Annotated in this window: 13 protein-coding genes and 1 pseudogene; 8 read left to right on the top strand and 6 right to left on the bottom strand. The window is 74.8% G+C overall.

The window, feature by feature from the left end:
* Positions 1-87: 87 nt before the first annotated feature.
* A complete protein-coding gene (locus FHL80_RS25670) occupies positions 88-1476 on the top strand; it encodes a L,D-transpeptidase family protein (protein ID WP_216870836.1) in 1389 nt (462 codons plus the stop codon).
* A gap of 9 nt (positions 1477-1485) precedes the next feature.
* Here the strand turns inward: FHL80_RS25670 and FHL80_RS17835 are convergent, their stop codons facing one another.
* The 4 genes from FHL80_RS17835 to FHL80_RS17820 form a co-directional block, all read right to left on the bottom strand.
* Complete coding sequence (locus tag FHL80_RS17835) at positions 1486-3624, bottom strand: phage holin family protein (RefSeq protein WP_138734719.1); 2139 nt, start codon at positions 3622-3624, stop codon at positions 1486-1488.
* Positions 3621-4304 (bottom strand): DedA family protein, encoded by a 684-nt coding sequence (locus FHL80_RS17830; RefSeq protein ID WP_216870835.1) that lies wholly within the window; start codon positions 4302-4304, stop codon positions 3621-3623. The genes FHL80_RS17835 and FHL80_RS17830 overlap by 4 nt, the downstream gene beginning before the upstream one ends.
* Positions 4301-5134: an MBL fold metallo-hydrolase gene (locus FHL80_RS17825; protein WP_138734718.1), complete on the bottom strand. Its 834-nt coding sequence runs from the start codon at positions 5132-5134 to the stop codon at positions 4301-4303. The genes FHL80_RS17830 and FHL80_RS17825 overlap by 4 nt, the downstream gene beginning before the upstream one ends.
* A 173-nt stretch (positions 5135-5307) precedes the next feature.
* Positions 5308-8004, bottom strand: coding sequence for a putative bifunctional diguanylate cyclase/phosphodiesterase (locus tag FHL80_RS17820; RefSeq protein ID WP_138734717.1), 2697 nt, complete (start codon positions 8002-8004; stop codon positions 5308-5310).
* Positions 8005-8266: 262 nt separating this feature from the next.
* Here FHL80_RS17820 and FHL80_RS17815 point away from each other — a divergent pair, with 262 nt between their 5' ends.
* Positions 8267-8497, top strand: a complete 231-nt coding sequence (locus tag FHL80_RS17815; protein ID WP_138734716.1) for a hypothetical protein — start codon at positions 8267-8269, stop codon at positions 8495-8497.
* Positions 8498-8514: 17 nt separating this feature from the next.
* Here the strand turns inward: FHL80_RS17815 and FHL80_RS17810 are convergent, their stop codons facing one another.
* Positions 8515-8730 carry a hypothetical protein gene (locus tag FHL80_RS17810; protein ID WP_138734715.1) on the bottom strand — a complete coding sequence of 72 codons (216 nt, stop codon included), beginning with the start codon at positions 8728-8730 and terminating at the stop codon, positions 8515-8517.
* A 547-nt stretch (positions 8731-9277) separates the two neighbouring features.
* Between FHL80_RS17810 and FHL80_RS27285 the strand changes: the two genes are divergently transcribed.
* The 4 genes and pseudogenes from FHL80_RS27285 (at position 9278) to nrfD (ending at position 14928) form a co-directional block, all read left to right on the top strand.
* Positions 9278-9838, top strand: a complete 561-nt coding sequence (locus FHL80_RS27285; RefSeq protein ID WP_138734714.1) for a dehydrogenase — start codon at positions 9278-9280, stop codon at positions 9836-9838.
* A gap of 12 nt (positions 9839-9850) precedes the next feature.
* Positions 9851-12571, top strand: a pseudogene (gene fdh / locus FHL80_RS17800) (formate dehydrogenase); the annotation flags it as partial.
* Between the two features lie 22 nt (positions 12572-12593).
* Complete coding sequence (locus FHL80_RS17795; RefSeq protein WP_138734712.1) at positions 12594-13670, top strand: 4Fe-4S dicluster domain-containing protein; 1077 nt, start codon at positions 12594-12596, stop codon at positions 13668-13670.
* 82 nt (positions 13671-13752) lie between these two features.
* Positions 13753-14928: an NrfD/PsrC family molybdoenzyme membrane anchor subunit gene (nrfD, locus tag FHL80_RS17790; protein WP_138734711.1), complete on the top strand. Its 1176-nt coding sequence runs from the start codon at positions 13753-13755 to the stop codon at positions 14926-14928.
* Positions 14929-14952: 24 nt separating this feature from the next.
* Here the strand turns inward: nrfD and FHL80_RS17785 are convergent, their stop codons facing one another.
* Entirely contained in the window at positions 14953-15465 is a 513-nt protein-coding gene (locus FHL80_RS17785) for a diguanylate cyclase domain-containing protein (RefSeq protein WP_138734710.1), read from the bottom strand.
* A 384-nt stretch (positions 15466-15849) separates the two neighbouring features.
* On the opposite strand from FHL80_RS17785, the gene FHL80_RS17780 reads away from it, so the two are divergent.
* Both FHL80_RS17780 and FHL80_RS17775 read left to right on the top strand, forming a co-directional pair.
* A complete protein-coding gene (locus tag FHL80_RS17780; protein WP_138734709.1) occupies positions 15850-17145 on the top strand; it encodes a hypothetical protein in 1296 nt (431 codons plus the stop codon).
* Positions 17142-19385, top strand: coding sequence for a serine/threonine protein kinase (locus tag FHL80_RS17775; protein WP_138734708.1), 2244 nt, complete (start codon positions 17142-17144; stop codon positions 19383-19385). The genes FHL80_RS17780 and FHL80_RS17775 overlap by 4 nt, the downstream gene beginning before the upstream one ends.
* Positions 19386-19387 lie beyond the last annotated feature (2 nt).

The raw sequence follows: 19387 nt of genomic DNA, 5'->3' as shown, positions 1-19387 counted from the left end.
GGCGCGACCGGGGCGGGGCTGCCGGGCCGGCCGGTCCCGCCGACCTAGGTTCCTGCCGACCGGACCGGACGACGCGGGAGCGACCAGATGAGTGCGACCTCTCCGCCCCGCCGTGCGCGGGCCCGGTCCGCCCGGCTGACGGCGCTGCTGGCCGTCGTGCTGGTCACGGTGGTCGGCCTGGGCGCGCCGAGCGCCTCGGCCACCGCCTACCCCTCGCCGGCCGGCGGGACGCGTCAGGTGGTCGGTGCGATCCTCGACCGCTACCAGGCACTGGGCGGGCCGGGCGGCGTCCTGGGCGGGCCGCTCACCGACGAGCTGCCGACCCCGTCCGGGTACGGCCGGTACAACGTCTTCACCGGGGGCTCGGTGTACTGGGCGCCGGCCACCGGTGCGTGGTCGGTCCGCGGGGCGATCCGGGACAGGTGGGCGGCGCTGGGCTGGGAGACCGGCACGCTCCGGTACCCGACCAGCGACGAACTCGGCACGCCGGACGGTCGCGCGCGGCTCGGCCTGTTCCAGGGCGGGGCCGTCTACTGGTCGCCGGCCACCGGCGCCCACCAGGTCGGCGGCGGCATCTGGAGCCGGTACGGGGCGCTGGGCTGGGAGACCTCCTTCCTCGGCCTGCCGACCACCGACGAGCTCGGCACCCCCGACGGGCTCGGCCGGTTCAACCTCTTCCAGGGCGGCTCGATCTACTGGTCGCCGGCCGGCGGAGCGCACAGCGTCCGCGGGGCGATCCGCGACCGCTGGGCGGCCGCGGGCTGGGAGACCTCCACCCTCGGCTACCCGGTCACCGACGAGTTCGCGATCCCCGACGGCCGGGCGCAGGACTTCCAGCACGGCTCGATCCGCTGGTTCCCGAACGGCGGCACGGTCGTCGTCGGCGGGACCCTGCCGCTGGGCCTCACGCCCTCCGGCAACCAGGTGATCACCGTGGTCGCCCCCTCGGCCGGCGCCAGCACCGCCACGGTCACCGCGTGGCAGCGCGGCCCGGGCGGGTGGTCCGCGGTCCTCGGACCGGTGCCGGCCCGGATCGGCAGCGCCGGGGTGGGCGCGGCCAGCGAGTCCTCGACCCGCACCCCGGCCGGCACCTTCGGCCTCAGCTCGGCCTTCGGCCGGGCCGGCAACCCGGGCACGGCCCTGCCCTACCGGGTGGTCGACCGGTCCGACTGGTGGGTGTCGGACACCCGCAGCCCGCTGTACAACACCGCTGCGCGGTGCGCGCCCGGCAGCTGCCCGTTCGACGAGGGGGCGGGGGAGAACCTGTACGCGGCCGGCGCCGTCTACGACAACGCGGTGGTCATCGACTACAACCGCGCCCCGGTCGTCCGCGGCGCCGGGTCGGCCTTCTTCCTGCACATCAGCAACGGTGCGGCCACCGCCGGCTGCGTGGCCGTCGACCGGGCCGTCCTGCCGCAGCTGATGCGCTGGCTGGACCCGCACGCCGCCCCGGTCATCAGCATCGGCGTCGGCTGACGCCCCGGCTCAGCCGTTCGGGGTGAGGACGCCGACCCCGGCCGTCGTCGTCAGGGGCTCGGGGTGCCCCAGGCCGGTGAGCCAGCCGCGCAGCACCCGGTGCAGCTGCTCGGCACCGACCACCTCGCCCGGGTCGCCGAACTCCCGCGGGTGCACCAGGAACCCGTGCTGCTGCGGGCCGCCCAGCGCACCGTGCGAGCCCACGTGCGGCTCGAACGGGGAGGCCTCGTCGGTGCCCGGGTCGTAGCGGCTGTTGACCACGACGTCGGGGCAGTGCCGGAACGACGACACCCGCGCGACCAGGGCGGCGGCGTGCTCGCCGTAGGCGGCCAGCGGGTCCTCGCCGATCACCACCCCGGTGCGGAGCCGGTGCAGCCCGTCCCGGCCGAGCACCACCGGGCCGAACTCCTCGGACTGCACCAGCAGGAAACCGATGCCGGCGTGGTCGACGAGCGTGGGCAGCAGGTGCGGCCAGCGCCGCTCGATGGTCTCCAGCGGCACCCGGCCGGGCAGGTCGGCGAAGCAGATGTGAGCCATGTGCCCGGACACGCTGACCACCACGCCGGGTGCCACCCGGGTGACCGCGCCGGCCTCGCCCACCGGCGTGACCTCCTCGGCGGCGCCGGCCGGGGACACCCGGTCGCGCAGCCGCCGGGCGATCAGCCCGCTGCTCTCGGCGAGGGCGGAGGTCACCTGCCAGGACTCGGCCGGCCGCCGGCTGTCCCTCACCGGGGCGGGCGGGAGCAGGCCGAGCAGCCGGCGCCGCGGCTCGGGGGCGACGGCGCCGCACAGCCGCCCGACCAGCTGCTCGACGGTCTCGCCGAACCGGTCGGCGAAGGTCTGCCCCTGGGTCTGCCCGTGGTCGGACAGGCACACCAGGTGGTACGGGCGGGGCGCCAGCTGGGCCGCCCGGGAGAGCCGGCCGATCTGCTGGTCGATGCTGCGCAGCACCTCGAGGGTGTCGAAGCGCTCGATCCCGGAGTGGTGGGCGACCTCGTCGTAGCCCACGAAGTCGGCGTAGACGACCGGCCGGCCGGCGAGCATGTCCTCCAGGACGGCGTTGACCACGACGTCCCGGATGACCACCGTCGACCCGACCCGGGCGAGGGGGTAGATGCCGCCGCGCTCGACCCGCGGCCGGACGTCGGCCCGCCGCTGCCGGGCGGCGGCGGCCAGCTCGCGGTAGACGTCGACCAGCGCGACGCCGAGGGTGCGCAGCGCGTTCACCGGGTTGGCGAAGTAGGTGTAGTAGCCGGCACCGATCCGGTCCCGGCTGCGCCGCTCCCGCCGCGACCCCTTGCCGACGACGACCGCCAGCGAGCTCATGGTGAGCGAGACGTGCGCGGCGTCGCCGGTGAAGAGGTTGCCGCGCCCCGCGCCGTCGCCGGCCAGCAGCCCGCTGCCGTCGGAGTGCTGCCGTTCGATCTCGGCGGCGTCCTCGGGGCGGGAGACCGAGACGACCCGGTCGCGCTCCTTGTCGTACCAGCGGAACCCGACGATCCCCTCGTTCGAGCCCTGCAGGATGCCGGCCTGGCTGGCGCCGGTCTGCGAGCTCCAGTCGGTGTGCCAGGCGCGGAGCACGTGGGTGTCGGCGCGCAGCCAGGCCGCGAGGGTGGGCATCGAGCCGTCCCGGACGGCGCGCCGGGCGACCGCGTGCCCCAGCCCGTCGATCTGCAGGAAGACCACGCCGTGCGGGAGCGCGCCCTGGCCGGCACCGGTGCCGCGGCGGCGGGCGCGGCGGAAGAAGACCTCGTCCTCGTTGACCGCCAGCACGCTGCTGATCACCCCGGCGATGCCGGCCATCACCACCGCGACGACGACGCTGGTCCCGAACGAGTGCACCTGCACACCGGGGATCGCGTAGAAGATCGCCAGCACGCCCGCGCCCATGATCAGGAAGCTGCCCAGGCCGAGGGTGAAGAAGGCGATCGGCAGCGCCACCCGCATCACCAGCGGCCAGCCGACCGCGGCCAGCACCCCGAGCAGCAGCGCGGCGACCGGGGGCTGCCACCACGAGGTCATCGCGAACCCGGACAGCCAGTCGTCGAGGACGATCAGCGCGCCGGTGACGAAGGCCCACACCAGCACCACCCGGGCCAGCGTCCGGCCGGTCCGCAGCACCCGGCCGGGGGAGTGGGTCTCGCTCACGGCCGCTCGCAGCGCGCGCCGTCGTCCCCGTGCGCTTTCGGCGCCGGGAGTGCGTCGTCCGGCCCCAGCGCCGGAGGCGCGCTCGTGGCGGTCTTCCTGCGGTGGGCGGAGACCAGGTTCAGCAGGACGCCGACCAGCAGCACCAGCAGCGTCGCGATCAGCGTGGCGATCAGCGGGGAGTCGAAGATGCCGCCGCTGACCACGCCGAGCAGCGCGTAGGCGACCGCCCAGACCAGCGCCGCCGCCAAGGACGCCGGGAGCAGCCGCCGCCACGGGTAGGCCAGCGCCCCGGCGGCCAGCAGCACCGGGATCCGGCCGGCGGGCAGCAGCCGGCCGACGAGGACGATCTGCCAGCCGTGCCGGCGGAACTGCTCGCGCACCTCGTCGATCCGGTCGGCGTGCTGGCCGCGGGCGACCCAGCGGACCGCGGCCGGGCCACCGAACCGGCAGATGCTGAACGTGGTGACGTCGCCGGCGAAGGCACCCAGGGTGGCCAGCAGGACGACGAGCGGCAGCGACAGGTGGTCGGTGGTCAGCGCGACCGCCGCCGCGGCGCCGACGACCGCACCGGTGGGCACGACCGGGACGACGGAGCCCAGCAGCACCCCGCCGAACAGGACCGGGTAGCCCAGCGAGCTGCCGTCGGTCCAGCTCGCGGCCAGCACGGCCGGGGTGCTCACGCGGCGCCCCCGGAGTCCACCGGCGCCGGCAGCACCACCGCCGACCCGGGCGCGGTGAGCGCGACGTGCGTGGCCGGTCGCGCGGCGGTGACCGCGGCGGTGACGGCGGCGGCGAACCGGCGCGGCGGCTCGGTGAGCAGCGCGCGCATCCGCGCCCGCCAGGGGCTGGGCAGCGAGGTCAGCCCGGCGACGGCGAAGGTGCCCCAGTGCACCGGGACGGCGACGTCCGGCCGGAGCCGCTGCACCGCTGCGGCCGCACCGGCGGGGTCCAGGTGGCCCGGGCCGAGCGAGGGACCCCAGCCCCACACCGGCAGCAGCGCGACGTCGATGCCCTCGGCGCCGAGGTCGGTCATGCCGGGGAAGAGGTCGGTGTCGCCGGCGGCGTACACCGTCGTCCCCCCGCCGGAGAGCAGGTGCCCGACCGCCGGGGCGTGCGGGCCGTGGGTGAGCCGGGGACCCCAGCGGTGCGCGGCGTGGTCGGCGTGGGTGGCGGTCACGGTGAGCCCGCCGTCGGTGAGGCTCTCGCCCGGGGCCAGCTCCTCCACCGCGGTGAAGCCGTGCCGGGTCAGCCACCGGCCGGCACCCCGCGGGACGACGATCGGGGTGCTGCGGCCGAGCAGGCGCAGCGAGCGCAGGTGCAGGTGGTCGTTGTGCAGGTGCGAGATGAGCACCAGGTCGACACCGGCCCAGGCCGACGGGGCCAGCGGCGTCACCACCCGGCGCAGCGGGCCCAGCCGGACCGTCAGCAGCGGGTCGGTGAGCACGGTCTTCCCGGCCAGTTCCGCCCGCACCGTCGAGTGACCGAGGAAGTGCAGGCGTGGAGGGGTCACCGGCCCAGTATCGGCGCTGATCAAGCCCCTGGTCACCACTCGCCCGGCTCACACCTCGGCGCGGGGGGCGGCATCCGGGACGCGGCGTCGCATCGACCGGGTCAGCCTGCGGCAGCGCCAGGCCGCCCAGACCGCCGTGCCGGCCAGCGACGGCGCGGCGCGGCGCACGCCGGTCACCGCGGCGGCCGGGGGAAGCGCGCGCCCACCGGGTGGGCGGGGCCGCCGTCGCCGGGGACGTCGGCGGACGGGGTCGGTGCGCCGTCGGCGCCGATGCCGGGCAGCTGCGTGGTGAGTGCGGCGGCGTCCATCGGGCGGGCGAGCAGGAAGCCCTGGATGAAGCGGTGCCCCATGTCGCTCAGCAGCTGCAGCTCGGCCTGGGTCTCCACGCCCTCGACCACGACGGCCAGGCCCAAGCTGGTGCCCAGGTGCAGCACCGAGGCGCACAGCGCCCGGCGCTGCTGGTCGGTCTCGACGTCGGCGAGGAACTGGCGGTCCATCTTCAGCACGTCGATCGGCAGGCCCACCAGGTAGGCCAGCGAGGACCAGCCGGTGCCGAAGTCGTCGACCGCGATGCGCACGCCGAGCCGGCGCAGCAGCTGCAGGTCGGCGACCACGTGGCCGTCGTCCAGGAGCACCGACTCGGTGATCTCCAGGACCAGCCGGGAGGCGGGCAGCCCGCTGCCGTCCAGCGCGGCCAGGACGTCGTCGACCAGCTCGCCGCTGCGCACGTGCCGGGCGGAGACGTTGACCGCGACGCCGAGGTCGGGGTGCGGCAGTGCGGCGATGGCCGCGGTGGCGCGGGCGAGCACCCAGCGGCCGATGTCGGTGATGAGCGAGGACTCCTCGGCCAGCGGGATGAACTCGGCGGGGGAGACCGCGCCGTACACGGGGTGCCGCCAGCGCAGCAGCGCCTCGACCGAGACCGTGCGCCGCAGGGCCAGGTCGACGACCGGCTGGTAGACCAGGTGCAGGTGGTCCTCGCGGAGGGCGTCGGCCAGGTCGGCGCGCAGCGTCTCCTGGCGGTCCTGGGTGATCCGCAGGGCGTCGGAGTGCCGGCGCACCTGGCCGGGCCCGGCGGCGCGGGCGCTGCGCAGCGCCAGGTCGCCCCAGCGCAGCACCTCACCGGTGTCGACGTCGGCGGACAGCCCGCTGACGCCGGCCGCGGCGGTGAGCCGCAACGTCGTCCCCGGGCCGCTGGCGACCGGCTGGACCGCGGCGACCAGCCGCGCGGCAACGGTCTCGGCGTCGGCGATGGTGCCGTCGACGACCACGGCGAACTCGCTGACCCCGGCGCGGGCCAGCCAGTCGTCCCCGCGCAGCGCCCGGCTGAACCGGGTCGTCAGCTCGCGGAGGACGGCGGCGTCGTCACCGTCGGCGAGGCCGTCGACCCCCAGAACCACCAGCGAGGTGGTGGACACCGCGGGGGCGCGCAGCACGGCGGTCAGGCGCTGGGTGAGGGCGGACCGGTTGGGCAGCCCCGTGGCCGGGTCGGTCGTGCTGAAGGCGAGGTCGGCCACCACCGGCAGCGGGGCGGTGGCGGTGACGTCGCGGCAGTACAGCACGAGGGCGCCCACGTCGGGGTCGCTGCGCAGGTCGCGCACCTGGGCCTGGATGAGCCGCCAGCTGCCGTCGCACTGGCGGACCCGGGCGCTGCGGGTCCGGACCTCGTCGTCGTGCGGAGCGCTGAGCGCTGCCAGCAGGCCGGCGGCGTCATCCGGGTGGACCGTGTCGGCGACGGGGCGGCCGACGATGCGCTGCGGCGCGACGCCGAGCAGGTCGGTGATGGCCGGCGACACCCAGGTGACGGTCAGCCGGTCGTCGAGGATCACCACCGGGTCCGCGCTGCCGCGCACCAGGGTGCGGAAGTAGGCCTCGCTGCGCTGCAGATCCTGGGTGAGCCGCTGCTGGGTGCGCCAGGACACCGCCTGGTGCGCGAACAGCGCACCGAGGCCGAGCACGCCGAGCGTCGTCCCGAAGACAGTGAGCGTGCCGGTGACCGGGACGCTCAGCAGCAGCAGCGAGCCGCCGGTCATCGCGGTGGCGTGCGGGAGCAGCGCGCCCAGCGTGGAGCCGTCCGCCGGCCGCCGGTCGGCAGGGGGGCGGGGCCGGTCGGCACCGCAGGCAACGGCGAGCAGACCGAGCCCGAGGACGCTGGTGGCGCAGGCGAGGTACTGGACGACGCCGGGGCCGGTGGCGATCGAGGAGCAGGCGCCGGCCTGCGCGGTCGCCACCTGGGAGGCGAACAGCAGCCAGCCGACGCGGCGCTGCTCGGCGGCGCAGACGGCGATGAGGACGAGCGAGAAGCCGGTGCCGATCGCGATGCTGCCCAGCAGGGCGAACAGCGCGATCGTCTGGTCCAGCGACAGGACGCCGGACCGGCCGACGCTGAGGTGGTAGAGCGTGTGGACGGTCAGCAGGTCGGCGAGCACGAACAGCACGAGCATCGTGGCCATCCGCGCCCGGGCCCCGCGCAGGGACGTGCGGTCGAGCATGCGCCCGATGGCCACGACCACCAGCAGCTGACCGGGCACGCTGCCCAGCGCGGTCTGCCCCCAGGGCAGCCACGCCCCGGCCAGCAGGGCGCCGAAGGCGCTCGTTGCCACCGAGATCGCGTACCAGCGCCACCCGGCGGGGTGGGCGCTCCGCCGTCCGGACCGGACCAGCAGCGTCAGCACGACCGCGACGGCCAGGAAGTCGACGAGCACCGCCACGCCGACGGACCAGCTGCCGGGCAGCAGCCCGGCGGCGAGCGGGAGGAGGGCGGCCAGGACGGCGAGGACGAGGTGCCGGCGCAGCGCGGGGGCGGCCGGGCCGCCTGGTCGGGAGGCGGACACGGCCCGCGCCGGGACGGCGAGGGGTCCGGTGGTCACCCCAGGGTTGTCGGGACCGGCCCGGCGGCTCTGCAGACCAGCGGCGCGACCCTCACCCGAAGGGGGCGAGGCGCCCTGGCAGCATGCCCCCTCGTGCAGCGGGGGCCGGACGGCGCGGTCGGTCCGCGCGCGGTCGACCTGGTCGTGGTCGGGGCGCTGGTCCTCGGCTTCGCCGCGGCGTCCGCCGCGCTGGCGGCCCGCACCGGCGCCTGGGGCTCCCGCGCAACGGGAGTGGTCGGGCTGGCACTCCGCCGTGCCGGCCGTGCACTCCGCCGTGCCGGCCGTGCACTCCGCCGTGCCGGCCGTGCACTCCGCCGTGCCGGCCGTGCACTCCGGCCGCGACGCACCGGGCGACCAGGGCTGGTGGACCGGGATGTCCAGCGACGCGTCGGAGTGCTGGCTGGTGGCCGTGGACGACCGGGAACGGGCGGGGTACCGCCTGGTGGCGGCGGGGTCCGGCGTCTGGGTGTCCCGTGCCGAGACGGCCTGCTGACCGTCAGCGGCGTGCGGTCACCAGCGCAGCGGGCTCTTCGCGCGGGAGTCCGCGGTGCGGCAGGCCCGGCAGTGGCCCCAGCTCGCGATCCGCTGCGGGCTGCTGGGCTCACCGCACTCGGGGCAGTCGACGCTGGACTCGGCTGCGGGTCGGGCGGTCGGGACCTGCGGTCCGTGCGCCGCGGCGTCGCCGCCGCAGCCAGCGGGGTGGTCGGGGCATCCTGCGGTGTCCATGGTGATGGCGTGCCTCCTGAGGTGTTGCTGAGGACGCTACTCAGCTGCGCCAGGGCCCGCCGCTCGTCAGCTCGTTCGGGGGAGCCGGTGGTAGCCCAGGAGGTCCCGGGACGGCGCGGGGTCGACCCACTGGAAGCTCCGGCACCGGCAGCTGTCGTAGGCGACGCAGGTCGGGGCGTGCTGGGACCAGCTGTGCCCGCAGCGGTGACACGACACGGACTCGGCCTGTTCGTCGCGCACGACTCCTCCTCGCAGCTTCCGGCAGCCGGACGCTGCGCGGGCGGTGCAGCGCCGGCCCGGGCGGGCCGGACGCAGGCTGCGCACATGGTGGCCGACCGGCCCCCGCTCGGCCAGCCGGCCGCCGCTGCCGCCGCGGGCCCGGACCCGGTGGCGCCCCTCCCGGGCCTGGGCCGCCGTCCTGCTCCGCGCTCTGCGGGGCAGCGCACCGCCGAGACCCGCGGCCCGGGCTGAGGCCGGCCGGACCCCTGTCGCGACGCGGCGCAGGGTGAGCGCGCGTGGCGGGCGATCGGGTGGCAAGCTCCCGATCGTGAAGACGTGGCTCGACGCATGGCCGGTGTTCCGGCAGCTCACCGGCGCGGACCCGCTCGGCCGGGGGGTGGCCGCGCGCAGCAAGGCCACCGAGCAGGTGGTCAGCCGGACGGCGACCGCCGACCGGGTCGTGACGTCGGTCTGCCCGTACTGCGCGGTCGGCTGCGGCCAGCGCGTGTTCGTGAAGGACGAGGAGATCGTCCAGATCGAGGGCGACCCCGACTCGCCGATCAGCCGCGGCCGGCTCTGCCCCAAGGGCAGTGCGAGCTTGTCCCTGGTCACCAGCCCCAGCCGCGTCACGACGGTCAAGTACCGCCGGCCCTACGCCGCGGACTGGGAGGACCTGGACCTCGACACGGCGATGGAGATGATCGCCGACCGCGTCCTGGAGGCCCGCGCGAAGGGCTGGCAGGACGAGGACCAGGGCAAGCGCGTCAACCGCACCATGGGCCTGGCCAGCCTGGGCGGGGCGACGCTGGACAACGAAGAGAACTACCTGATGAAGAAGCTGTACAGCGCGCTGGGCGCCATACAGATCGAGAACCAGGCCCGCATATAGCACTCTTCCACCGTCCCCGGTCTGGGGACCTCGTTCGGCCGTGGTGGCGCGACCAACTTCCAGGAGGACCTGGCGAACTCCGACTGCATCGTCATCGAGGGTTCGAACATGGCCGAGTGCCATCCGGTGGGCTTCCAGTGGGTGATGGAGGCCAAGGCCCGGGGGGCCAAGGTCATCCACATCGACCCGCGGTTCACCCGGACCAGCGCGGTGGCCGACCTGCACGTCCCGCTGCGCATCGGCACCGACATCGCCTTCCTCGGCGGGCTGATCCGGTACGTCCTGGACAACGACCTGTACTTCAAGGAGTACGTGGTCGCCTACACCAACGCCGCGGCGCTGGTGGGTGAGGACTTCGTCGACACCGAGGACCTCGGCGGCCTGTTCTCCGGTTTCGACCCGGAGCACGGCCACTACGACACCGACAGCTGGGCGTACGAGTACGAGGAGACGCCGCACTCCGGCGCCGACGACCCGCAGGGGTCCGCCGAGCAGGAGGCCATCGGCGACGACCACGACGTCAAGTCCGCCGACCAGGCGCAGTCCCTGGGCAGCGGTGGGGCGTCGATCCCGGCCAAGCCGTTGCGGGACGAGACGCTGCAGCACCCGCGCAGCGTGTTCCAGGTGCTCAAGCGGCACTTCGCCCGCTACACCCCGGAGGTGGTGGCCGAGGTCTGCGGCATCGAGCCGGAGGTCTTCGAGCAGGTCGCGACGTGGGTCACCAGCAACAGCGGCCGCGAGCGGACGACGGCGTGGGTCTACTCCGTGGGCTGGACGCAGCACAGCGTCGGCGCGCAGTACATCCGCAGCTGCTCGATCCTGCAGACGCTGCTGGGCAACATCGGCCGGCCCGGTGGCGGCATCCTCGCGCTGCGCGGGCACGCCAGCATCCAGGGCTCGACCGACGTCCCGACGCTGTACAACCTGCTGCCCGGCTACCTGCCGATGCCGCACGCGGCCATGCACTCCACGGTCGACGACTACGTGGCCGACGCCGCCGGCAAGGCCGGCTTCTGGGGCAACAAGCGGGCGTACACCGTCAGCCTGCTCAAGGCCTGGTTCGGCGACGCGGCGCAGCCGGAGAACGACTTCCGGTTCGACTGGATCCCGAAGATCAACGGCGACCACAGCTCCTACCGGACGATCGCGGACATGATCGCCGGGAAGGTGCACGGCTACTTCCTGGTGGGGGAGAACCCCTCGGTCGGGTCGCCCAACGGGAAGATGAACCGCTTCGGGCTGGCCAACCTGGACTGGCTGGTCGTCCGCGACCTGCAGATGATCGAGTCGGCGACCTTCTGGAAGGAGGGCCCGGAGATCGAGTCCGGCGAGATGGCGCCGGAGACGATCGGCACCGAGGTCTTCTTCATGCCGGCGGCGACGCACACGGAGAAGGAAGGCACCTTCACCCAGACCCAGCGGGTGCTGCAGTGGCGGCACAAGGCGGTCGAGCCGCCGGCCGACGCCCGCAGCGACCTGTGGTTCTACTTCCACCTGGGCCGCATCCTGCGGAAGCGGCTGGCCGGGTCCACCGACCCGCGCGACCAGGCGCTGCTGAACCTGACGTGGGACTACCCGACGATCGGGGAGACCGCCGACCCCGACGCAGCAGCGGTGCTGCGCGAGATCAACGGCGTGGGCCCCGACGGCAAGGCGGTCAGCGGGTACCTCGAGCTCAAGGACGACGGGTCGACCACCAGCGGGTGCTGGATCTACTCCGGCGTCTACGCCGGCGAGGTCAACCAGGCCGCGCGGCGCAAGTCGCGTCGGGAGCAGGGCCCGGTCGCCCTGGAGTGGGGCTGGGCCTGGCCGCTCAACCGCCGCATCCTCTACAACCGTGCCTCCGCCGACCCCGACGGCAAGCCGTGGAGCGAGCGCAAGAAGTACGTGTACTGGGACGAGGCCGCCGGGAGGTGGACCGGCGACGACGTGCCGGACTTCGAGGCGGACAAGCGGCCGGACTACGTGCCGCCGGAGGGTGCCCGGGCGCAGGCCGCGATCGGCGGGGCGGACCCGTTCATCATGCAGATGGACGGGAAGGCCTGGCTGTACGCACCGTCCGGACTGGTCGACGGCCCGCTGCCGACGCACTACGAGCCGGCCGAGTCGGTCGTGGAGAACTCCCTCTACGACCAGCAGTCCAGCCCGACGATCGAGCGCATCGCCGGGCCGTGGAACCGGGAGAACCCCTCGCTCAGCTACGTCTTCCCGTTCCAGGTGACCACCTACCGGCTCACCGAGCACCACACCGCCGGTGGCATGAGCCGCACGCTGCCCTACCTGTCCGAGCTCCAGCCGGAGTTCTTCGTCGAGGTCAGCCCGGAGCTCGCCGAGCTGCGCGGGCTGGTCAACGGCGAGTTCGCCACCCTGGTCAGCGCCCGGACGGCGATCGAGGCGAAGGTGCTGGTCACCGAGCGGATCCGGCCGGTGAAGCTGCGCGGCGGGCAGGTCGTGCACCAGATCGGCATGCCCTACCACTGGTCCTACAGCGGGCTGTCCACCGGCGACAACGCCAACGACCTGCTGGGCATCGTGCTCGACGCGAACACCCACATCCAGGAGGACAAGGTCAGCACCGCCGACATCGTGCCCGGACGGCGTCCGCGCGGGCCGGAGCTGCTGGAGTTCGTCGAGTCCTACCGCACCCGGGCCGGGGTCGAGTCGGGCAAGGTCGGCGTCAACGGCCGGGCACCCGACGAGGACCCGAGCGCGATGACGGAGGCCGGCGCGTGACCAACGACGAGCGGGGAACGCGATGACCACCGTCAGCTCGGCGAGCCCTGGCCTGAGCAAGGACCACGCCGACCCCGTCACGGGGAACCGGCTCTACGGGCCGCTGCCCGACGTCCAGGGTGAGGCGGGGTACGAGACCGACCACCCGGCGCGGGTCGGGTTCTTCACCGACACGTCGGTCTGCATCGGCTGCAAGGCCTGCGAGGTGGCCTGCAAGGAGTGGAACACGCTCCCGATGGACGACTCGCACGGCACGAGGGACGCCATGGGGCTGTCCGGCATGTCCTACGACAACACCGGCCAGCTGGGCGCCAACTCGTGGCGGCACGTGGCGTTCATCGAGCAGAGCCGCGCGGTGGACCTGCCGATGCCGGTGTTCGGGCGACCGGGCGACGACCGGCAGGACTCCGGGCAGCCGGTCAACCCGATCAGCCCGCAGGCCGACAGCACGCTGAACGCGCAGACCAGCGTGCTCAACGCCCAGTCGCTCAGCGAGTTCGACCCGCAGACCGGGCAGAGCGGCAGCGACAAGCAGATCCGCTGGCTGATGTCCTCCGACGTCTGCAAGCACTGCACGCACGCCGGCTGCCTGGACGTCTGCCCGACCGGTGCGCTGTTCCGCACCGAGTTCGGCACGGTCGTCGTCCAGGGCGACATCTGCAACGGCTGCGGCTACTGCGTGCCGGCCTGCCCCTACGGCGTCATCGACAAGCGCGAGGACGACGGCCGGGTCTTCAAGTGCACGATGTGCTACGACCGGCTGACCGACGGGCTGCAGCCGGCCTGCGCCACCGCCTGCCCGACCCAGTCGATCCAGTTCGGCGACCTCGACGAGCTGCAGGCCCGGGCCGACGCGCGGCTGGCGACGCTCAAGGGCCAGGGCGTGGAGACGGCGCGGCTCTACGGCCGGGACGAGGCCGACGGCGTCGGTGGCGTCGGTGCCTTCTTCCTGCTGCTCGACGAGCCCGAGGTCTACGGCCTGCCGCCGGACCCGATCGTCACCACCCGGGACCTGCCGTCGATGTGGAAGGCCGCGGCGACCGGCGCGGCGGTCATCGTCGGCGTGGTGGCCTCGGCCTTCGTGGGGCGGAAGCGATGAGCCTTGTGCACTCGCCAGGAGCACGCCTTTGGCGACCGGAGCCTTCGCCGAACGCGTGCTCCTGGCGACAGGGGGTGGCGGCGTGAGCGAGCAGCCGACGACCGGGGACGAGCCGGCCGGCGAGGCGCCGCTGACGCCCGGCGCCGGCTGGCACCGGGCCGGTGGGCAGGACCTCACCAGGCCGCGGCGCAAGCGCCGCCGCGGCGGCGGGGGCGGCTGGGGCAGTGGCAACCGCGAGGCGGCCATGGTGCCCGAGGCGGAGTTCAGCTCCTACTACGGCCGGCAGATCATCAAGTCGCCGACCTGGAAGAACCCCGAGGTCCCGCTCTACTTCTTCCTGGGCGGTGCCGCCGGGACGTCGTCGGTCATCGGAGCGCTCGCCGAGTTCACCGGGCGACCGACGCTGGCCCGCAACGCGGAGTACACCGCGGGGATCGGCGCACTGGCCTCGGTCGTGCTGCTGATCGACGACCTCGGCCGGCCGGAGCGCTTCCTGCACATGCTGCGGGTGTTCAAGCCGACGTCGCCGCTGTCGGTGGGCTCCTACATCCTGTCGCCGTTCAGCGCGTTCACCTCCGCGGCGGCCGGGATCCGGTTGCTGGAGCTGCAGCCGGTGCTGGAGCTGGCCGCGAAGGTGCTGCCGTTCCTGCCGAGATTGGCGGGTGCCTTCCCGGCGCTGCGCAAGGCGTCGGCGGTGGGCGCGGCCGCGTTCGGCGGTCCGATGGCGACCTACACCGCGGTGCTGATCGCGAACACCGCCGTCCCCTCGTGGCACGCGCCGCACGACGAGCTGCCGTTCGTGTTCGCGGGGTCGGCGATGGCCGCCGGTGGCGGCATCACCATGGCGCTGACCCCGGTCGAGGAGGCCGGGCCGTCGCGGAAGGTGGCGCTGACCGGGGTGGCGCTCGAGCTGGCTGCCATCCACCGGGTGGAGCACGGGCACGGCATCGTCAGCGAGCCCTACCACCTGGGCAAGGCCGGGAAGCTGCTGCGCGCGGCGAAGGCCTGCACGGTCAGCGGCGCCGGGGTGACCGCGCTGCTCGGACGCACCCGGGTGGGCGGCGTGCTCGGTGGGGCGCTGCTGGCCGCCGGCTCGGTGATGACCCGGATGGGCATCTTCGAGGCGGGGATGGCCAGCGCGAAGGACCCGAAGTACACCGTCGTCCCGCAGCGCGAGCGGCTCGAGGCCCGTCAGGCCGAGGCCGCCGCCCGGGCCGGCACCGACGACCCGCACGAGGCGAGGTCCGTCGTCCGCTGAGGGGACCGCCCCAGGGGGCGGACGTCAGCGGCGGGCGCCGCGGTAGCGGATGACCCGGCCGCCACCGACGCTGCGCGCGGTGGTCAGGCACAGCACGGCCCGGCGGTGGACCTCGGTGGCCGAGGCGTCGGGGGAGAGGCTCGCGATGCCGGCGCACGCGGTCAGCCCGGGGACCCCGGCACCGACGACGACCTGCAGCAGCCGCTCGGTCGCCGTCTCGGCGTCGGCCGCGGCGCTGCCGAGCAGCACCGCGAACTCGGTGGGACCGGAACGGGCGAGCCAGTCGTCGGCGCGCACGTTCGCCGACAGGGCGGCGGCGACCAGGCCGAGGTGGCTGCCGGGCACCGGCCATCCAGTGCCCCGGTGCAGCAGCCCGACCAGCACCAGCGCGGCGGGGGAGTCCGCGGAGGACGGCGCCCGCTCGGCGAGGTGCTCGATCAGCGCCGCCCGGGAGGGCAGCAGGGTGACGGCGTCGGGAGCCACGGGGGTCGGCGGCGGCAGCACCGGCGGGGCGATCGGGTCGGCGGCGGTCGGCATGCACCGGACATCGACGCCGCCCGGCCCCCGGTTGAGGCCCGTGATCTCCGACTCCCCCGGTCGGGGGACGGCGGAGCCCCAGCCGCGGTGCGCCGCGGTTCCGGCACCACCGGGTCGGGTCCGGTCACCTGATCGGGCGACTCCAAGGGGTGACCGCCCCTCGCACGGCCGCCTACGGCCCCGGGTCTCCACATACTCTGGGTGACCAGGCCCTGGATCTCGGCGTCCCCGGAGACGGGACCGACGACGAGACCGACGACCGTGCGATCGGAGCATCATGGAACACCTGTGCCGTCCCGTGGTTCCGTGCCGGGGGGCCCTGGCCGCCGCCGGCCGGAGCCCGCGTTGAGGCCGGCGGACCTGCGGCGCGGTGAGGACCGGTCGGTGCGCCCCGCGCGGGTCGAGCTCCGCAACCGGCTGTGGCAGGGCATCCAAACGGTCTCGGTCGTCACCGGGCTCGACGCCGCCGTGGACGCGGCCGCGCTGCGCGCCACCCTGCGCCGGCTGCACGCCGTCGACCCGACCGCCCGCGTGCTGTGCCGGCTCGAGGGCTCGCCGCTGCGCTGGACCCCGGTCGCCGCCGACGAGCTCGACGCCTGGCTGCACCGGCTGGTCACCGAGGCCCCCGGCGCAGGCACCGGGGGACGGCCGACGCCCGAGGAGCAGGAGACGATCGCTGCCGGGCTGCTGCCCCAGTTGCCGGACGAACGCCCCTTCACGGTCACCGTCGGCGACGGCTACCTCGGCTGGCAGGTCAACCACGTCCTCGGCGACGGCAACTACGGCCTGCGCAGCGTCGTCGGCGGGCTGCTCCGCGCCACGGCCACCGGCGAGGTCCCCACCGGGCTGCTGGCGTCCACCGACAGCACCACCCGCTACCCGCTGGCGAAGGCCACCTGGAACAGCCTCGCCCGCGAGCCCAAGCTCGCCACCTGGAAGGCGGCGGTGCGCCGCGGTCTGGACCCCGGCGGCCGGCCCGACCAGCCCACGGTGTCCGACGACACGTCCGGGCTGTCGCTGGTCGCCCGCACCGGGCCGGTCGGCACCATGGGGACGCTGCGCGCCTGGGGAGCGGAGCACCACCCGGGCGTCTCGGTCACGCTGCTGCTGATGTCGGCCGCTCGCCGGGCCCTCGAGCAGCACGGCGCCGTCCACCCGAGCACCGACTCCGTGGTGATGTACGACCTGCGCCGCTACCTGCCCTCCTCGGTCGACGTCGTCGGCAACTTCTCCGCCGCCCTGCGGCTGACCGACCCCAGCTGCCGGGACCCGCGGCAGGTCGCCGAGCAGGTGACTGCCGACGTCGGACTCGGCCTCCCGCTGGTCTCGCTGATGGCCGCCAGCGCGACCGAGGCGCTGTCGCCGCTCTGGTCGGCGGTGAACAGGTCGGGCACCGGCGAGCGCGCCGGCGGCCCGGTCGTGCTCAGCCACCTGGGCTCCATGGGCTTCCTGCGGCGCCTGCCGTGGGACACCTCCGCCGGACCGGGGCAGGTGCTCACCTGCGCCGCCCCGAGCATTCCCGGCGGCATCACCGTCTGCACCAGCGAGTGGGGGAAGGCGTTGAGCGCGACGCTGACCTACGACTCGACGTTCGTCGCCCGGGACAAGGTCGTCGCGGCAGCCGAGGCCCTGGTCGAGCGACCGTGGTCGTTGCTCGAGGACGCCGAGGAGCCGGCATGACCCGGGCGAATGCGCCGGCCGGGAGCAGCGCGCTCCTGGCCGAGGACCCGGCCCGGCGGACCGTGGAGGCCGAGGTGACCGAGCTCGAGACCCCGCGCCGTGCGCGCTGGGGGGTGGAGCGCGCCGCGCTGTGGGTCAGCGCCGTCGTGGCGGTGCTCACCGTCGTCGTCGCGGGGCTGGACCTGTCCGTGCCCGGGCGCACGCTGCTCGCCCTGCTGTTCACGCTGCTGGTGCCCGGCGTCCCGCTGGCCTCCCTGCTCCGCGTTCCCTACGCCCTGCTCAGCAGCTGCCTGGCGGTGGCGCTCAGCCTCGGGGTCGCGCTGGTCACCGCCGCCGTCGAGGTGACCACCGGCTGGTGGGGGCCCACGGCCTGGGCCACCGGCATCGCTGTGGTCTCCCTGCTGCTCACCGTCGTCGCGCTGCGCCGGCACCCCGCCGACGAGCCGGGCGCCCGGCCGGCCCCGTCGCTGCGCAGCCGGCTGGCGACCCCCGACCGGCTGGTCTCCGCCGGCCTGCTGGTGCTGGCGCTGCTGTCCTGGTGGCTGGCCACCCGCTGGCTGGAGCTCGACGCCGCCGGCGCCACCGGTGTGCTGGGCGTGCTGAGCTGGGCCTACGTGCTCGCGCTGGTCCTGACCGCCGTGGTTGCGGCCCGCCAGCTGCTCCGCCCGACCGTGGACTCCGTCGTCCTGGCCGCCGCCGCGGTGGTCCTGTGCATCGTCGTCTTCGGCTACACCAACGTCGGCGACGGCGAGGCGGGCGTCTCGGTCGGCTGGCTGCACGTCGGCTTCATCCGGTTCATCACCGAGAACCACGCCTCCTTCCTCGGCCTCGACGCCCGGGCGTACTGGCCGGGCTTCTTCGGCGCGGGCGCCGACCTCGTCGACCTGGCCGGCGTCCGGGACGCGAGCACCTTCCTGGCCCTCTCGCCGGCGGTCTTCAACATCGCCGCCATCGCGCCGGTGCTGATCATCGCCCGGTGCATCACCCGCTCGTCCCGGCTGGCCTGGCTCGCCGTCTTCGTCTACCTGTCGGCGAACTGGTACCAGCAGGACTACTTCTCCCCGCAGGCGACGGCGCTCTACCTGTACCTGACGATGCTCGCCCTGCTGCTGTGGATGGCCACCCAGGCCCGGCCCACCCCGCTGGCCGGCGGCTGGGCCGCCCGCTCCCGGAGCGCGTGGCGGCGTCGGCCCGCGCTGCCCGACGGGGTCTCGACCGGTCGCGCGCTGGCCTGGGAGGTCGCGCTGCTGGGGATCGCCGTGGCGATCGTGGTCAGCCACCAGCTGACCCCGGCGACCCTGGTCTTCGCGCTGCTCGTGTTCGCGGTGACCGGGCACACCCGGTACCGGCGGCTGTGGCTGCTCGTGGCGCTGGTCTTCCTGCTCTGGTTCAGCTACCGGGCCTCCGGCTACTGGATCGGCAACCTCAGCACCGTGCTGGACGACCTCGGCCAGCTGAACTCCAACCTGGACAGCGCCGTCGGCGGCCGGGTCAGCCTGACCGCCGACCCGACGTACCAGACGATGCAGACCGTGCGGCTGGCCTGGTCGTTCCTGTACGCGCTCGCCGGGCTCGCCGGCTGGTGGCTGATCCGGCACCGGTCCGGTGCGCCGCTGTTCGCCGGGCTGACCATGGCGGCCGGCGCGCTGGTGCTGTTCGGCAGCTACGGCGGGGAGATCGTGCTGCGGTCCTTCGTCTTCGCCGCGCCGCTGCTCGCCCCGCTGGCGGCCGTCGCCCTCGGTGCGCTGGCCCGCCTGCTGCGGCTGCCGCGCCTCGCGCTGCGCCGCACCGCGCTGGCCGTCGCCCTGCTCACCGTCGCGCTGACCGTCGGCAGCCTGCTGCTGACGACGACGCGCGGCCTCAACATCGCCTTCGAGCGGGTCACCACCGGTGACGTCGCCGCCGCGAACGCCCTCTTCGACCGGCTGCAGCCCGGCGACGTCGTGGGCACCCCCGCGTCGACCGGCGCGCTCGGCGCCAACCGGGTCGGCGAGCTCGTGCCGCTGCTGATGAGCGAGGCCGGCTGCGAGGCCGCCGACGCGGTGCAGTGCGCGGTCACCGAGGAACCGGAGTTCGTGGTCGTCAGCCGGACCCAGGACGAGGTGGGTCAGCTGACCGAGGGCCGGCCCGCCGGCTGGACGACGGCCATCGCCGACGAGCTCGTCGACCGGGGGCTCTACACGGTCGTCTACGCCGACGACGACGCAACGGTCCTGCAGGCCGTGGGACAGGGAGGCTGACG

The sequence above is a fragment of the Modestobacter excelsi genome (genome assembly GCF_005930495.1).
In the GTDB taxonomy this organism is placed as follows: Bacteria; Actinomycetota; Actinomycetes; order Mycobacteriales; family Geodermatophilaceae; genus Modestobacter; species Modestobacter excelsi.
The sequence above is the reverse complement of the archived record's forward strand: the minus strand, read 5'-3'. Positions and strand labels throughout refer to the sequence as shown.

Excerpts from the sequence above, each read along its gene's own strand:
- FHL80_RS17795 (WP_138734712.1), top strand. The coding sequence starts at position 12,594 with ATGACCACCGTCAGCTCGGCGAGCCCTGGCCTGAGCAAGGACCACGCC.
- FHL80_RS17785 (WP_138734710.1), bottom strand. The coding sequence starts at position 15,465 with ATGCCGACCGCCGCCGACCCGATCGCCCCGCCGGTGCTGCCGCCGCCG.
- FHL80_RS17775 (WP_138734708.1), top strand. The coding sequence starts at position 17,142 with ATGACCCGGGCGAATGCGCCGGCCGGGAGCAGCGCGCTCCTGGCCGAG.
- FHL80_RS17810 (WP_138734715.1), bottom strand. The coding sequence starts at position 8,730 with ATGGACACCGCAGGATGCCCCGACCACCCCGCTGGCTGCGGCGGCGAC.
- FHL80_RS25670 (WP_216870836.1), top strand. The coding sequence starts at position 88 with ATGAGTGCGACCTCTCCGCCCCGCCGTGCGCGGGCCCGGTCCGCCCGG.